The sequence below is a fragment of the Sphingomonas sp. KR3-1 genome, assembly GCF_040049295.1.
Taxonomy (GTDB): Bacteria; Pseudomonadota; Alphaproteobacteria; order Sphingomonadales; family Sphingomonadaceae; genus Sphingomonas.
Genome location: NZ_JBDZDQ010000001.1, coordinates 418,209 through 433,439, shown reverse-complemented (window position 1 = coordinate 433,439; position 15,231 = coordinate 418,209). Strand labels below are relative to the sequence as shown.

The following is a 15,231-nucleotide window of genomic DNA, read 5'->3' as shown; positions in this document are numbered from 1 at the left end:
TCGGATCAAGACATACTTCCCCTCTCCCCGGCCCTCTCCCCGGAGGGGAGAGGGAGAAGAAGTGCTACGCCGCCTTCAGGTTGGTCATGAAGCTGCGCATCTCGTGCATCAGCCCCTGCGCGCGATCGACCAGGTCGGCGGTGACCGTGTCGAGCTCGCCGGTCGCCCAGGCGGCGGCGCTGGTCGCGCTCTCGGCGACCGCGGCGTTGCCCTGCAGCTTCGCGGTCAGCGTCGCGGCGGTGCCGGCATAGTCCTGGATCGAGCGGATCACGTCGCCCTGGTGGCGCATCGCCTGCTCGACGGCGAAGGCGACCTCGTCGATCTGGTCGAAGCCCTGACGCATGTCGACGACGATCGTGGTGGTGCCGTCGATCGCGGCGGCGATCTCCTCGAGCCGGCGGCGCACGTCGCGGGCGGCGAGCTGCGACTGGGCGGCGAGGCTCTTCACTTCCTGCGCGACCACGGCGAAGCCGCGCCCCGCTTCGCCGGCGCGCGCCGCCTCGATCGAGGCGTTGAGCGCGAGGAGGTTGGTACGCTCGGCGACTTCGCCGATCAGATCGGTGATCGATCCCGCCGCGCCGGCATAGTCGACCAGCTTGGCGAAGCGCTCCTCGGCGGCCTGGGACAGCGCATGGAGCCGCGCGGTGGTGGCACCCTGATCGGCGATGCGCATCTCGACCGTCGCGCGCGACTGGCCGAGATTGTCGGATTCGCCGAGCAGCGCCGCGGCGCCCATGTCGGCCTGCTGGGCATGGCCGACCACGCCGCTGACCTGCTCCTGCGATTCGCGCGTGCCGCGCATCAGCACCGCGGCGGACTGGCGGGTCTGCGCGGCGGCGGCGGCGAGATCGGTGATGTCCTGGGCGAAGCCATGCTCGAACTCGCGGGCGATCTCCTGGAGCTGCAAGCGGCGCGTGCGCTCGCTTTCCTCGATGACGAGGCGACGGGTTTCGGCGGCGGCGGCCTGGCGCTGCCACTCCTCGCGCTGGGCGGTGGCGGCGAGCACGTCGCGCTCGGCCTCGGTCTTGGCGAGCGCCTGGCCGGACTCGAACTGGTCATGGACCAGCGCGCCCTGCTCGAGGACGATGCGCGCGAGCATCAGCGCGAACACGGCGAGGAACAGCAAGGTCGTCGTCGGGATCGACCACAGCGCGGTGTAGACCACCGCGGTCCCCATCGCGGTGACGAGGAAGGAGAGGCTGGCCGGCGGCGAGGCGGCATAGCGCAACGCGCCGAGCGCGATCACGCCGGTGATCACCGCGGCGTTGACCGCGAGATCGTCGCCATGCGCGCCCAGGCCGGCAGCGCCGAGGAAATTGGTCCAGGCAAAGGCGGCGAGCGCGGCGCGGCGCATCGCTGCGTGCACGCCGGCGCGCGACGTGGCCATCTGCCAGTCATTGTCGCGGTGCCGCTTCCAGCCGATCAGCATGCCGGTGAAGATGGCGACGTGCAGCCCGAACGCGGCGAGGCGCCAGGGCAGATAGGGGCCGTGGCTGATCGACAGAATCACCAGCACGCCGACGATCATCGACATCAGATAGGTGACGGGAAATGCCCGCGCGACGACCATCATCTGCGTGCGGGTGAGCTCCGCAGGCAGCGCGACCCACTTGCCGTAGAACAAGTGGCGCAGGGTAGAGAGGCGCCGGGCGTACATTCCAGACATATTATAGGCCGTGCCGCGGCGATAGCTGCGAACTTGTACAGATATTGCGTGATTTGCGGCTCAGGCGGCGCGCAGCGTCTCGAGGAAGCCCTGCATCTCGCCGAGCAGGTGGCGCGCCTGGCCGACCAGCGTATCGGTGGCAGCGTCCATCTCGGTGGTGGTGCGGGCAGCTGCGTCGGTCGCGCGCTCGGCGCTGGCGGCACCGGCCTGGAGATCGGCGGTGAGCGCGGCGGCGGTGCCGGCATAGGCCTGGATCGAGCGGATCACGTCGCCCTGGTTGGCGATCGCCTGGCCGACCGCGCCGCCGACCTGGCCGATCCGATCGAAGCTTTCGCGCATCTCGCCGACGATCGACGTGGTGGCATTGACCGCGCCGGCCATGCGCTCGAGCTGGGAGCGGATGTCGCCGGTGGCGTTGGCGGTCTGGGCGGCGAGGCTCTTCACTTCCTGGGCGACGATCGCGAAGCCGCGGCCGGCATCGCCGGCGCGCGCCGCCTCGATGCTGGCGTTCAGCGCGAGCAGGTTGGTGCGGGCGGCGATCTCGGCGATCATGTCGGCGATGTTGCCGACACTGGCGCTGTGCCCGGCGAGCACGGCGAAGCGGGAATCGGCGGAGCGCGACAGGTCGTAGAGATGCTCGGTCGTCTCGGCCTGGGCGGCGATGCTCGCCTCGACGGTGGCGAGGCTGCGGCCGAGATTGGCCGATTCCTCGAACAGCGTGGCGGCACCGGTGTCGGCGCGAACGGCGCGATCGGCGACGCCGCGGATCTGGTCGCCGGTGGCAATGGTGGTGGCGGCCAGCCCCTCGGCCGAGCTGCGGGTCTGCTCGGCGGCGGCGGCGAGCTCGCTGATCGCGGCGACGAACTGGCGCTCGAAGCGCTCGGCGATGCGGGCGATCTCGGCGCGGCGGTCGCGCTCGTTGTCGACCTGGGCGCGGTGACGGGCCTCGGCGGCGGCGGCGGCCTGTTGCAGCTCCTCCTGCTGCCTGGTGGCGTGGAGCAGCTCGCGGTCGCTGGCGGCGCGGGCAAGCGCCTCGCCTTGCGCGAACTGATCGGTGACGAGCTGGGCCTGGCCGATCACGGTGCGGGCAAGCAGCGCGACGAAGACGGCGAGGAAGACGAACACGCCCGCCGGAATGTTGGCGAAGATGGCGTAGAGCGCGCAGATCACCACGCCGACGCCGAGCCAGGCGAGGCTGGCGGGCGGGAGCGGGGCATAGCGCAGCGCGCCGATCGCGACGACGCCGGCGATCGAGGTGGTGGTGACGATCAGCTCCTTGTCGCTGGCGCCGAGGCCGAGCGTGGCGAGGAGCAGGAACCAGCCGAGCGAGACGGCGGCGGCCTCGATCACGGTGGCGCGCAGGGTGTGGGGGCTGCTGTCGACCCACCAGTCGCGCGCCTTGCCGTCGCGCCAGCGCACCAGCACCGCGACGTTGATCGCGAGGTGCAGCGCGAGCACGGCGATGTGCCAGGCGAAATAGCCGTGCGCGTGGACCATCAGCGTCAGCACGATGCTGACGAAGACGCTGGCGGCGAAGGAGACCGGATAGCCGCGCTGGATCGCCACGCTGTGCGCGCGCATAAGCCGCGGCGGCAGCTCGGCCCATTTGCCCCAGAATGCCCGTTCGAGGGCTGCTTGGCTCACCTTCCCCATCAGGAAGGTTTCTAGCGCGGGATGGTTACCAGCGCGTTTATCATAGCCTGAGGTGAATGCCGCGGCGGTGCAGCGGGATGAGCAAGGCGAGGACGAGCAGCAGCACGGCGAGCGCGAAGAGGAACGAGGCGAGCAGCGGGTTGCCCGGCATCAGCGCGGCGAGCCCGTTCCACGCCCAGAGCTGGAAGCCGGTGCGCAGCGCGGCGAGCGAGAGCAGCAGCGAGAGCATGTAGCCGAGGATCGCGTTCATCCCGAGCACGTCGAGCGGCCACAGCGCCGTGCGGACGGCCGCCGAGCGGGAAGCGGCGATGCAGCCGGCGAAGAGGATCGCCGAGAGCCCCGAGGTCCATAGCGCGAAGCTACTGGTCCACAGCTTCTTGTTGAGCGGGAAGCCGAACGACCAGGCATAGCCGATCGCAGCGAGGGCGATGCCGGCGAGCAGGATGCGCATCGTCGCGCGGGCGGGGTCGCGCTTCCACAGCAAGGCGGCGAGCATGCCGAGGATGACGTTGACGAGCGAGGGCAGGGTGGAGAGCAGCCCCTCGGGATCATAGACGATATTGCCGGCCTCGTCGGTGCCGTAGCGGTACATGTGGTGCGTGGTCACCGCGATCCGGTCGACATAGCCGGCGAGGTTGCCCGCGGGGCTGAGGTCGCCGGAGGCATGGCCGGGGACGGGGACGAAGCTGAGCAGCACCCAATAGCCGAGCAGGAGCGCGATGCTGGCGATGCCGAGCGCGCGGGCGCCGAGATGGACCTTGCCGTGCTGGTCCCGCCAGCCGGTGAGGATCGCCAGCGTGGCGGCGAGGCCGTAGCAGAGGCCGAGGCGCGGCAGCACGCCGAAGACGCGGAAGTCGGCCAGGCCGGGGCGGGCGAGCATCTGCCAGGCCCAGCCGATCGCGATAAGGAGGAGCGAACGGCGGACGATGCGCGTCCAGGCGCTGCCGTCGACGGTGCGCGGGAAGGAGAGGCCGAGCGCCACGCCCATCGCGCAGAGGAAGGCGGGGAAGACCAGGTCGGTGGGGGTAAAGCCGTGCCACTCGGCATGATCGAGCGGCCACCAGACATGGTCCCAGCTGCCCGGCGTGTTGACGATGACCATGCAGGCGACGGTGAGCCCGCGGAACAGGTCGAGCCCGGCCAGCCGGGCGGGTGCGCTTGGCGCGGTGGTCATGATGCGATCCCCTCCGATTGCGGAGAGTGTGGCGCGGATGCGGAGGGAGGTCAAAGGGCCGCTGCTTGCGTGCCCTATGCCTTCACGTACACCCAGGCGGTGATCCCGGAGGCCAGCGGGGCGGCGACGCGCGCGTAGTTCTCGCTCTCATAGACATCCGCCGCCGCCAGCTCCTCGGGCGCCAGGCGGAAGACCTTGCCGGGGATGGGCGGGGCGTCGTCGTCGGGGACGAGCGCGAGATGGACCTCGATGCCACTGGCCTCGAGCACGTCGGGGTCGCGGATCGTGATCTCGATCTGGCGATAGCCGTGGAGCACGTCGTCGCTGCCCTCGAGCAGGCGGCCGAACTGGCTCAGCTGCACGCTCGCCAGCTGGAGCGTGCCGTAGGAGAAGAGCAGGGCTTCCGCCCCGCTCAACCGATCGCCTCGAGCACCGCGGCGCGCAGCTCGGGGATGCCCATGCCCTTTTCGGACGAGGTGGTGATGATGTCCGGATGCGCGGCGGGGCGCTTGCGGGCCTCGACCTCGGTGCGGGCACGGACATCCGCCAGCTCGCTCGCCTTGATCTTGTCCGCCTTGGTCAGGACGATCCGGTAGCTCACCGCCGCGGCGTCGAGCATGTCGAGGATCTCGTTGTCGACTTCCTTGATGCCGTGGCGGCTGTCGATCAGCACCAGCGCGCGCTTGAGCACGTCGCGCCCTCGCAGGAAGTCGTTCACCAGATAGCGCCACTGGCGCAGCATGTCGCGCGGCGCCTTGGCGAAGCCGTAGCCCGGCATGTCGACGAGGCGGAAGCGGAGCGGCTCACCCACGTCGAAGAAGTTGAGCTCCTGCGTGCGCCCCGGCGTGTTCGAGGTGCGCGCCAGCCCGTTGCGATTGGCGAGCGCGTTGAGCAGCGACGACTTGCCCACGTTCGAGCGGCCGGCGAACGCCACCTCGGGCACCACCGGATTGGGCAGATGCTCGAGCTTGGGGGCCGATTTTAGGAACGTGATCGGGCCGGCGAAGATCTTTCGCGCGGCCTCGATCTGATCGTCGTCGAAGCTGCTCACTTGGCCGCCTTTTCCTTGGGCTGCTTGAGCACCGGGTGGCGCGAATAGAGCCACTGCTGCTGCAGGATGGTGATGCAGTTCGACGTGATCCAGTAGAGCTGCAGGCCGACCGCGAACGGCGCCATCATGAACATCAGCATCCACGGCATGATCGCGAAGACCTGCTTCTGGACCTCGTCCATCGGCGCCGGGTTGAACTTCATCTGGAAGAACATCGAGACGCCGAGCAGCACCGGCACCACGCCGATCGCCAGGAAGCCCGGCGGGGTGAAATGGAGATAGCCGAACAGGTTGAGGATCGTCGCCGGATCGGGCGCGGAGAGATCGTGGATCCACAGCGCGAAGGGCTGGTGGCGCATCTCGATCGTGAGCAGCAGCACCTTGTAGAGCGCGAACATGATCGGGATCTGCAGAAGGATCGGCAGGCAGCCCGCGAGCGGGTTCACCTTCTCTTCCTTGTAGAGCTTCATGATCTCCTGCTGCTGGCGCTGCTTGTCGTCCTTGTAGCGCTCCTGCAGCGCCTTCATCTTCGGCTGCATGACGCGCATGCGAGCCATCGACTCGAACTGCTTGTGGGCGATCGGGAAGAGTAGGCCGCGGATGGTGATCGTCAGCAGGATGATCGCCACGCCGAAATTGCCGACGAGATGGAAGAGCCAGCCGAGATAGTAGAAGATCGGCTTTTCGAGGATCTGGAACCAGCCCCAGTCGATCGCATTGCCGAAATGCGCGACGCCGAGCGTCGACTCGTAGTGGTCGAGCGCGCGGACTTCCTTGGCACCGGCGAAGACATGGCTCGTCGTCGTGATCGCCTTGCCCGCGGGAATCGCGATCGTCGGCAGCGCGGCATCGGCCTGGAAGGTGTCGCCCTGGGCGGGGCGGAAGGCCGAGTTCACCTGGAGCTTCTGATCGGGGATCAGCGCCGACAGCCAATATTTGTCGCCGAAGCCGATCCAGCCGCCCTTCACGTTGAAGGCGTTCTCGCCGGCCTTGGCGCTGGTGCCGAACATCTTGCTGAAGAAGCCGGGCTCCTCGCCCTCGAGATTCTTGTAGCTGATGTCGTAATTGGCACCGTTGGCGAAGGCGCCGAGCGGGCCGATATGGTTGGTCCAGCTATCGAGATCGGTCGGCACGCCGGTGCGCGACAGCAGCGAATAGGGGCGGACCGAGACCGGCGCCGTGCCGAGATTCGCCACCGACTGATCGACGGTGAACAGGTAGTTCTCATCGACCGCGAAGCGGATCGCGAAGCGCTGGCCGGTAGCGTTGTCCCAGGTCAGCGTGACCGGGGTGCCCGGCTTCAGCACGGTGCCGTCGGCCTTGAACACGGTGTCCTTGGTCGGAACCTGGACGCCGTCCGCGATCCAGCCGAAGCCGGCGAAATAGGCGCCCTTGGTGCCTGAAGGCGAGAACAGGTGCACCGGCGGCGAGTTCTTCGCCACCGTCTCGGAATATTTGGGCAGGACGAGATCGTCGATCCGCGCGCCCTTCAGGTTGATCGAGCCCTTGAGCGCAGGCGTGTCGATCGCGACGCGGGGCGCCTCGGCGAGCACGACGGTGCGGTCGCGCACCGCGGCCGGGGTGTCGGCGGCCGGCGTGGTGCCGGTCACCGGCTTGGCGACCTGCTTGCCGTTGACCATCTGGGTCGAGGACGGCTGTTGCTGCGGGAAGAACCAGTGCGTGACCATCGGCCACGCGAACAGCAGCAGCGCGGCGATCACCGCGAACAGCACGAAATTCTTCTGGTCTTCCTTCACGTACCGATTCCCCGGAAAAACTTATGGCACTGGGTCGTAGCCGTGGCCGCCCCATGGGTGGCAGCGGGCGATCCGCCGGACGGCGAGCCAACTGCCTTTGACAGCCCCATAGCGGCGAAGCGCCTCGATTGCATAGGCCGAACAGCTGGGTTGGTAGCGGCAGCTGGGCGGCAGGATGACGGAGGGGCCGACCTGCCAGGCACGGGCGAGCAGGATGAGGAGCTTCGCCATCATGCCCAAATCCTTTCTGCGGCGAAGGCCGGGGCCCAGACTCGGCTCTCAATCCCAGACGCGCTGCCGCGCGTGTCATGTGATCTGGGCTGGGCCCCGGCCTTCGCCGGGGAGAAAGAGTGGCGCGTCAGGATGCACCGCATCACCGCTTGACCTTCCCCAGCGCCTTGACCAGCTCGGCCTTGAGATCGTCGAACGGGCGCTCGATGCCGCTGTTGCGGCCGATCAGCACGTGATCGGCGCCGGGCACGCCCGCGTCGGGCAGCACTTCGCGGACGAGCGCGCGGAAGCGGCGCTTCATCCGGTTGCGGATCACCGCATTGCCGACTTTCTTGGATACGGTAATGCCGACCCGCATCAACGGATCGGCATCGTCACGCGCACGCACGATCAGGACAAAGCCGGGCATGGGAGCCCGCTTGCCTGCATTTGCTGCGAGATAATCCTTGCGCTGCGTAAGCCGCGCAACGGCGGTCGGGTTCAGGCCGACAGCTTGTTGCGGCCGCGGGCGCGGCGGGCACGGATCACGTTGCGGCCGCCCGGGGTCGCCATGCGGCTGCGGAAGCCGTGCCGGCGCGCACGCACCAGGTTGCTCGGCTGAAAGGTCCGCTTCATCGCTCATCCTCAAGTATCTAGAACGTAAAAGGGCCACCACAGGGGCGGCCGCGTGTCGGGTGCCCATAGTGGGACGTTGTGCGCGAGTCAACGCGTTGTGTGCCCCAAACCGAGCAGTTCGGCCTCTGCGCGGGCAATTTTCGCCTCCTTTTCGCGCAGACGGCGCCGCCGCGCGCTGCTGCGGCGCAGCGCCATATCGGCATAGTGGCCGAATCGCGGCCAGCGCCGCTTCATCCGGGCAAAGGCGCGCTGGGCCCATTGCGCGTTCTGGAGGAGGAGCACCAGGCCGCCGGCGAACACGAAGATCCCGCCCGGCCCGGGCAGGATGCCGACGACCGGCGATAGGGCGATCAGGAAGAACCCCGTCATCACCAGGACCGTGCGGACCAGCGGGCTGCGCGTGTGTGCCATGTTGGAGAAGTGGGAAGCGTGTGTTGCCCGTGCAAGACGGTGTTGCGGCGGGACGAGTTCAATCGTTGGCGAAATGCACCGGGATCACCACCCAGGCATCGGGATCGACGGCGTCGCCGCGCATCGGCGGGTTGATCCGGAAGTCCCGCGAGGCATCGAGCGCGGCGGCGCCGAAGAAATAGCCGCGCGGCGTCTCGCGGACCACGCGGCAGCGATCGGCGCGCCTGGTCGCCAGGACATGGCAGGCGAGGACCACGTCGCCGCTCTGGTTCATCGCCTGCGCGCCGGGCGGGTTGAGGCGGCGCAGGTCTTCCGGGCTGGGCTTGCGCACCCAATCGGGGGGCACCAGCCGCGGCCTGGGCGGGGCGGGCGCGGGGATTCCGCTGCCGGAGCCGCCGCCGATGCCACCCGCGCCGGTGCCGCCGCTGCCCTGGGCCGTGCCGACACCGCTGCCGCCGGGTCCGGCTACCGGTGCGCTGACCGGTGCGGCGGGAGCGAGCGGCGCGAGCGTGGCGGTGGGCGCCTCATGTGGGGCCGGGAGCGGCGCCGGCGCGCCGGGATCGAGGCGATGCGCTCTGGGCGGGATCGGGCTGGGCACGACCTTGGGCAGCGCCGGCGGCGGCAGCGCGACGAAGTCGACGGGGAGCGGGCGTTCCTGCGCCGCCGGCGACAGCATCACCGCCAGCCCGCTGCGCAGCAGCAGGAAGACCAGCACCAGCGCGCCTGCCGCGGCCAGGGCCGAGGCGCTGCGATGGGCGGGCGTGAGCGAGCGGCGCATGGCGGCAGGCTAAGGCGGGCGGGGCCTTCCCGCAATGCGCGGGGCACTTGCTCCATAACGGTGGCATCCCCGCCCGCACCGGAGGAAAGGCCCGCTATCGTCGGCGGCTCTTGGGGGAGGGCGCAGGCTTGGTCGCGAGCGTTTCGACGGTTGCCTATCTGGGGCTCGAGGCGCGCGCGGTGGAGGTGCAGTGCAACCTCGTCGCCGGGCTGCCCAAGTTCGTCGTCGTCGGCCTGCCCGACAAGGCGGTGGCGGAGAGCCGCGAGCGGGTGCGTGCCGCGATGGCCGCGATCGGGCTGGCGCTGCCGCCCAAGCACATCATCCTCAACCTCTCGCCCGCCGACCTGCCCAAGGAAGGATCGCATTTCGACCTGGCGGTGGCGCTGGCGCTGCTCGGCGCGATGGGCGTGGTCGATGCCGAGACGCTGGCGGGCTATGTCGTGGTCGGCGAACTGGCGCTGGACGGGCGGATCGCGCCGAGCCCCGGCGTGCTGCTCGCCGCGCTCCACGCCGCGGAGATCGGCAAGGGGCTGGTCTGCCCCGCCGCGCAGGGCGCCGAGGCGGCCTGGGCCGGACAGGTGGAAGTCGTCGCCGCGCCCGACCTGATCGCGCTGCTCAACCACTTCAAGGGCAACCAGCTGCTCCCCGCCGCCGCGGCGGGCGAAGTCGAGGCGCCGGTCGCCGGGCCCGACCTCGCCCAGGTCAAGGGGCAGGAGACGGCGCGGCGCGCGCTCGAGATCGCCGCGGCGGGCGGGCACAATCTGCTGATGTGCGGGCCGCCGGGCGCGGGCAAGTCGCTGCTTGCCTCGTGCCTGCCGGGGATATTGCCGCCGCTCGACGCGGCCGAGGCGCTGGAGGTTTCGATGGTCGCCTCGGTGGCGGGGACGCTGAACGGCGGGCGGCTGACCCGGGCACGGCCGTTCCGCAGCCCCCACCACAGCGCCTCGATGGCGGCGCTGACCGGGGGCGGGCTCAAGGTCAAGCCAGGCGAGGTGAGCCTGGCGCATCTCGGCGTGCTGTTCCTCGACGAGCTGCCCGAATTCCAGCGCGCGGTGCTCGATTCGCTCAGGCAGCCGATCGAGGCGGGGGTGGTGAGCGTGGCGCGGGCCAATGCGCACGTGACCTTTCCGGCGCGGGTGCAGCTGGTTGCGGCGATGAACCCTTGCCGCTGCGGGCATCTGAGCGATCCGGCTTTGGCGTGCGCGCGGGCGCCGAGATGTGCCGCGGACTACCAGGCCAAGGTCTCGGGGCCGCTGCTCGACCGGATCGACCTGCATGTCGAGGTCCAGCCGGTGACCGCGGCGGACCTGGTGCTCGACCGGCCGGCGGAGGGATCGGCAGACGTCGCGGCGCGGGTGGCGGAGGCGCGGGCGGTGCAGGCGGGGCGGTACCGCGAGGTGGCGGTGCGGACCAATGCCGAGGCGGAGGGCGATGTGCTGATGGAGTGTGCCACGCCGGACGAGGCGGGGCGCAAGCTGCTCGCCCAGGCGGCGGAGACGATGCGGCTGTCGGCGCGCGGCTATACGCGGGTGCTGAGGGTGGCACGGACGATCGCCGACCTGGCGGGGGCTGAGGGGGTGGGGCGCATCCATGTGGCCGAGGCGCTGAGCTATCGGCGGCAGGCGCCGCGGAGTTGAGGGTATGCTGGCGCTCGCCCTGATCCTCGCGACCGACCGCGAACTCGCGCTGCCACCCACCCTGGAGCCGGCGCTCACGGTTGCCTCCCGGGCGCTGTTCCGCGTCGAATATTGTTCCGGAAAATCGCAGCACAACGAGGACGAATTTGCGCGGCGCGATCAGCGCTATTTCCGACTCAGCTGGTCCGCCCTGCAAGTGTGGGGTGCGAAAGCGGAGCGTGACATCGTGGAGGAGATGCGCCTGCACCTGCGATGCGGCGCTAAGCGCCGGAATGTGGAGATCGCGCGCTTCGACGCCGCAATCTCCGAGGCCGAACGCATCTTCGAGCAGGCAATCCTTCCCATGCGGCAGGGCGTGTGGATCGGCGCGCTGCGGCTATGTCGCGAGACGGTCGCCCGCACGGAGCCCGCGCTGAATATCGTGGACAATCCGGTCCTGCGGGTCACGTTGACGTCCGGGACGCGTGCCCGCTTGGCGACGCTGAGCGAGAAAATCATGACTGGACGATACGATTCCGGCCAGATTGCGCTGCGGGTGAACGGCGTCGTGCTTTCGGAACTCATGGTCTACGAGCGGATCGAAAGCGCCGTGATCGACTTGCCGGCTCCGACGTCGAACCGCCCCGATTTCCCCGCGCTTGCAGGGCCGCTTGGCGAACCCTGCTGAACCCGCTGGAAATCTGACGAAGCCCTACGTATAGCGGCGCTTCGTCGATGCTGGCCCCGTGCCGGAACGGCATGCGGGTGTGGCGGAATGGTAGACGCAGCGGACTCAAAATCCGCCGTTGGCAACAACATGTCGGTTCGAGTCCGACCACCCGTACCAAAGCGGTCCCGAGCGATTGCTTCCTCCTATCTCCTTGGATATTGCTAATCATTCGCAGCTTTCGAGGGCCAGAATGACGCACGCGCCGCATGGATGAGGGGCAGGACAGGCCGGGCAGCCGGCTGACGCGGCCGCTGTGGATCGCGCTCGGGCTGTTCTTCGTGGCGCTGGGGTTCATCGGCGCGCTGCTGCCGCTGATGCCGACCACGATCTTCCTGATCCTCGCCGCGGGTTGCTTTGCGCGTTCCTCGCCGCGGCTCGAGACCTGGCTGCTCACCCACAAGCGCTTCGGGCCGACGCTGGTCGCCTGGCGCGAGGAAGGGGCGATCCCGCGCAAGGCCAAGATCTTCGCCTGCTCGGGCATCGCGTTCGGCTATGCGGTGTTCTGGTGGACGGCGCGGCCGACGATCGCCGTCGACCTGATCGTCGCGCTGGTCATGGCCGCCTGCGCCGCGTTCATCCTCAGCCGGCCGGCACCGCGCGCGCGGCCATAAGAAAATGGCCGCCGCGTCGGGGGACGCAGCGGCCAGAGGGGTTCGCGGAGGCGAAGCTCAGTAGTTGAAGCGGACGCCGGCGAGGAACTCGCGGCCCGTATGGTGATAGACCGACATCAGGTCGCCCGGCTCGATATATTGGTCCTGATAGGTGTCGGTGAGGTTCACCGCCTCGAAAGTCAGCTTGAACTGATCGGTGAGGGTGATCTGCGCCGAGGCGTCGAGGTTGAACGCGCCGTGCGTGCCCTGGACGGTGGTACCGACCTCGGTGCCCGGAACGGTGGTCAGATAGTCGCTGCGATAGGCGCCCGACAGGCGGGCGCTGAACACCTTGTCCTCATAATAGACCGTGGCGTTCGCCGAGCGCTTGGACAGGTTGGTGAGCGGCGCGGTGACCACCACCACGCCGGCCGAGTTGAGATATTTGATGTCCGACTTCACGCCCGTGTAGTTGAGCAGCACGCCGGTGTTCTTGAGGAAGCCCGGCAGGAATTTCATCGGCATCTGGAAGTTGACTTCGAATCCCTGGAGCTTGCCGCCGGGCGTGTTTGCCGGGAAGCTGAAGGTCCAGTTGTTGAGCGCCGGGCTGCAGTTCGCGGTGGCGCCGCAGGCGGCGGTCGCCAGGCTGTCCGGCAGGCCGAAGGGGTTGCCGGTGAAGGCGCCGGTGTAGCTCTGCGTCTGGACGAAGGTGGAGATGTCCTTCTGGAACACCGCCACCGACAGGATCGAGCCGGAGTCGAAATAATATTCGAGCGCGGCGTCATAGGTCTTGGCGCGGAACGGCAGCAGTGCGGGGTTGCCCACCGTAACGGTGCGGTTGGCGCCCGAGATCGAGACCGAGACGCCGGGTGTCAGGTTCGACAGGTTCGGGCGCGCCATCACCTTGGCGGCGGCGAGGCGAAGGACGAGCTTGTCGGTCGGCTCGATCACCAGGTTCACCGCCGGCAGCCAGTCGTCATATTTCTGGCCCGCGGTCACCTGGTTCAGCGTGCCGCCGACAAAGCCGAAGCCGGTCGAGGCCTGATCGGTGCTGACATAGCGCAGGCCCGCATTGCCGCGGATCTTCCAGCTGCCGAAATCATGCTTGAAGTTCATCTGCGCATAGGCGCTCGTGTCCTTCTCCTCGATCTGCGAATTGTTGCCGAGCGCCGGCTCCGGCCCGAGCTTGAACGCGCCGCCATAGATGGTCGGGTCGCGCAGGCTGAGCAGCGATTCCGCGACGAAATAGTTCGGCGCGAGGAAGCTCTGGCCGAGGATCGAGACGGTCTGGCTGTAGTTGGCGAGCGGGATCGCGGCGACGGCGGCCGGGATCTGCGTCTCGAGGTTGGCGGTGGTGCCGTTCGAGCGGCGCAGCTCGGTGGTCTGGTACTTGTAGCGCTTGTAGCCGGCGCCGACCTCGAAATCGAGGCCGTCGGTGGCCTTCCAGGTCAGCGCGCCTGCAACCGTGCCATAGGTGTTCTTGGCCGATGCCGCGCGCAGGCGGATCTGGCTGAGCACCCAGGCGGTGGGCGAGGTCAATTGCGCGGTGCCGAAGTTGAAGGTCGGGGCGCGGCCATTGGTATAGTCGAAGCTGTAATTGTCGACATTATACTGGTCGTAGGTGAGCGTGTTCTGCACCGGGTTGGTGTGGTTCGATTCGGACCAGCCGGCGAGGATGTTGAGCTTCAGCGAGTCGCCGAACTCCTGGGTGCCGTCGAAGGTGATCTGCTTGAACTTGGTGTCGAGCTCGTCGAAGCGATCCTCGACGCGCAGGTCGACATCGTTGAACGTGCCCTTGGTCATGATGCCGTTGGTGATCGTCATCGCGGTCACGTCGGTATCGGCGAGGCCGCAGCTGGTCGGGCGGGTGGCTGCGGTGCAGGCGCCGGCGACGCTGAACGACGGCGCCTCGAGGTAGCGCTCCTCGCGGGTCGCCTTGAAGTCGGCATAGAGGCCGTCGATGACGATATGGGTGCTGTCGCTCGGCTTGAACTCGATCGATGCGGTGGCGCCTAGGCGCTCCTGGTTGTCGATATAATAGTCGTAGCGCGGGAAGCGCGGGTGGAGCGCGGCGTTGGCGTCGGCGCAGTTCTGCGGGACCGGCGTCACCGTGGTGCCGCTCGCGCCGCCGGCGCCGGTGTTGACGCAGGTGGTGCCGAGCACGCTCTCGAAACCGGGGGCGAATGCCGAGCCCTTGGCCCAGCGCACGGTCGAATAGCCTTCCTCGATCAGCTTGCGCTTGGTGTAGGCGATAGAGGCGAGGACGCCGAAGGTCTCGTCCGCGTTGCGCCACGAAATCATGCCCGCGGCGCGCGGGCTGGCCTTCTGGGCAAGGTCGTTGTAGCTCGCCTGGGCAGAGGCGGCGATCGTCAGCCCGGCCTTGTAGTCGAACGGACGCGCGGTGCGCAGATCGACGGTGGCGCCGAGCGAGCCTTCCTCGGTGGAGGCATCCGCGGTCTTGCGCACGGTGATCGAGTTGAACAGGTCCGATGCGAAGACGTTGAAATCGAAGCCGCGGGTGCGGTTGGTGCCGCCGCTGGCATCGGCGCCGCCGGCGGTGGTCAGCGCTTCGATGCCGTTGATGCGGACGCGGGTGAACTGCGGCCCGAGGCCGCGCACCGAGATGGTGCGGCCTTCGCCGCCGTCACGCGCCAGGGCGACGCCGGGGACGCGCTGGATCGATTCGGACAGGTTGAGATCGGGGAACTTGCCGATATCCTCGGCAAGGATCTGGTCGACCGAGCCATTCTCTTCGCGCTTCGACTGGAGCGCGCGGGCAAGGCTGCCGCGGAAACCGGTAACAATGATCGTATTGTCGGTCTGGGCGTCACTATCGGCGGGGGTGTTCTGCGCCGCATCCTGCGCGAATGCAGGCGCCGCGACCGTTGCGCCCGCGATCACCGCGAGCGAGACACCGGCGGACCAGAAGCCTCGCCCGAGCTTTACCTTCAACATTATC

At 68.6% G+C, this 15,231-nt stretch carries 15 protein-coding genes and 1 tRNA gene; 4 read left to right on the top strand and 12 right to left on the bottom strand.

Annotated elements, in window-relative coordinates:
- Window positions 1-64 precede the first annotated feature (64 nt).
- The 11 genes from ABLE38_RS02215 to ABLE38_RS02165 form a co-directional block, all read right to left on the bottom strand.
- Window positions 65-1,657: a methyl-accepting chemotaxis protein gene (locus ABLE38_RS02215; RefSeq protein ID WP_348972532.1), complete on the bottom strand. Its 1,593-nt coding sequence runs from the start codon at window positions 1,655-1,657 to the stop codon at window positions 65-67.
- Window positions 1,658-1,726: 69 nt separating this feature from the next.
- On the bottom strand, window positions 1,727-3,310 hold the full coding sequence (locus tag ABLE38_RS02210; RefSeq protein ID WP_348972531.1) for a methyl-accepting chemotaxis protein: 1,584 nt from the start codon (window positions 3,308-3,310) through the stop codon (window positions 1,727-1,729).
- 49 nt (window positions 3,311-3,359) lie between these two features.
- Window positions 3,360-4,493: a hypothetical protein gene (locus ABLE38_RS02205; RefSeq protein ID WP_348972530.1), complete on the bottom strand. Its 1,134-nt coding sequence runs from the start codon at window positions 4,491-4,493 to the stop codon at window positions 3,360-3,362.
- A gap of 74 nt (window positions 4,494-4,567) precedes the next feature.
- Window positions 4,568-4,909, bottom strand: coding sequence for a gamma-glutamylcyclotransferase family protein (locus ABLE38_RS02200; RefSeq protein ID WP_348972529.1), 342 nt, complete (start codon window positions 4,907-4,909; stop codon window positions 4,568-4,570).
- Window positions 4,906-5,544 carry a ribosome biogenesis GTP-binding protein YihA/YsxC gene (gene yihA, locus ABLE38_RS02195; protein ID WP_348972528.1) on the bottom strand — a complete coding sequence of 213 codons (639 nt, stop codon included), beginning with the start codon at window positions 5,542-5,544 and terminating at the stop codon, window positions 4,906-4,908. Before yihA ends, ABLE38_RS02200 begins: the two co-directional genes overlap by 4 nt.
- Window positions 5,541-7,301, bottom strand: a complete 1,761-nt coding sequence (yidC, locus tag ABLE38_RS02190) for a membrane protein insertase YidC (RefSeq protein ID WP_348972527.1) — start codon at window positions 7,299-7,301, stop codon at window positions 5,541-5,543. The genes yihA and yidC overlap by 4 nt, the downstream gene beginning before the upstream one ends.
- A gap of 21 nt (window positions 7,302-7,322) precedes the next feature.
- On the bottom strand, window positions 7,323-7,535 hold the full coding sequence (yidD, locus tag ABLE38_RS02185; protein ID WP_348972526.1) for a membrane protein insertion efficiency factor YidD: 213 nt from the start codon (window positions 7,533-7,535) through the stop codon (window positions 7,323-7,325).
- Between the two features lie 139 nt (window positions 7,536-7,674).
- On the bottom strand, window positions 7,675-8,016 hold the full coding sequence (gene rnpA / locus ABLE38_RS02180) for a ribonuclease P protein component (protein WP_348974437.1): 342 nt from the start codon (window positions 8,014-8,016) through the stop codon (window positions 7,675-7,677).
- Window positions 8,013-8,147, bottom strand: coding sequence for a 50S ribosomal protein L34 (gene rpmH, locus ABLE38_RS02175; RefSeq protein ID WP_086128886.1), 135 nt, complete (start codon window positions 8,145-8,147; stop codon window positions 8,013-8,015). The genes rnpA and rpmH overlap by 4 nt, the downstream gene beginning before the upstream one ends.
- Window positions 8,148-8,234: 87 nt before the next feature.
- The gene (locus ABLE38_RS02170) at window positions 8,235-8,558 is read right to left on the bottom strand and encodes a hypothetical protein (RefSeq protein WP_348972525.1); all 324 of its coding nucleotides are present in this window, start codon (window positions 8,556-8,558) and stop codon (window positions 8,235-8,237) included.
- A 58-nt stretch (window positions 8,559-8,616) separates the two neighbouring features.
- Window positions 8,617-9,336, bottom strand: coding sequence for an energy transducer TonB (locus ABLE38_RS02165; protein WP_348972524.1), 720 nt, complete (start codon window positions 9,334-9,336; stop codon window positions 8,617-8,619).
- A 128-nt stretch (window positions 9,337-9,464) separates the two neighbouring features.
- On the opposite strand from ABLE38_RS02165, the gene ABLE38_RS02160 reads away from it, so the two are divergent.
- From ABLE38_RS02160 to ABLE38_RS02145, 4 genes are all read left to right on the top strand, one after another.
- Window positions 9,465-10,973, top strand: coding sequence for a YifB family Mg chelatase-like AAA ATPase (locus tag ABLE38_RS02160; protein WP_348972523.1), 1,509 nt, complete (start codon window positions 9,465-9,467; stop codon window positions 10,971-10,973).
- Window positions 10,974-10,977: 4 nt separating this feature from the next.
- Complete coding sequence (locus ABLE38_RS02155) at window positions 10,978-11,640, top strand: hypothetical protein (RefSeq protein WP_348972522.1); 663 nt, start codon at window positions 10,978-10,980, stop codon at window positions 11,638-11,640.
- A gap of 73 nt (window positions 11,641-11,713) precedes the next feature.
- Window positions 11,714-11,799: transfer RNA gene (locus ABLE38_RS02150), tRNA-Leu, on the top strand.
- A gap of 89 nt (window positions 11,800-11,888) precedes the next feature.
- A complete protein-coding gene (locus ABLE38_RS02145) occupies window positions 11,889-12,293 on the top strand; it encodes a YbaN family protein (RefSeq protein ID WP_348972521.1) in 405 nt (134 codons plus the stop codon).
- Window positions 12,294-12,350: 57 nt separating this feature from the next.
- Here the strand turns inward: ABLE38_RS02145 and ABLE38_RS02140 are convergent, their stop codons facing one another.
- Window positions 12,351-15,227: a TonB-dependent receptor gene (locus tag ABLE38_RS02140; RefSeq protein ID WP_348972520.1), complete on the bottom strand. Its 2,877-nt coding sequence runs from the start codon at window positions 15,225-15,227 to the stop codon at window positions 12,351-12,353.
- Window positions 15,228-15,231: the final 4 nt, after the last annotated feature.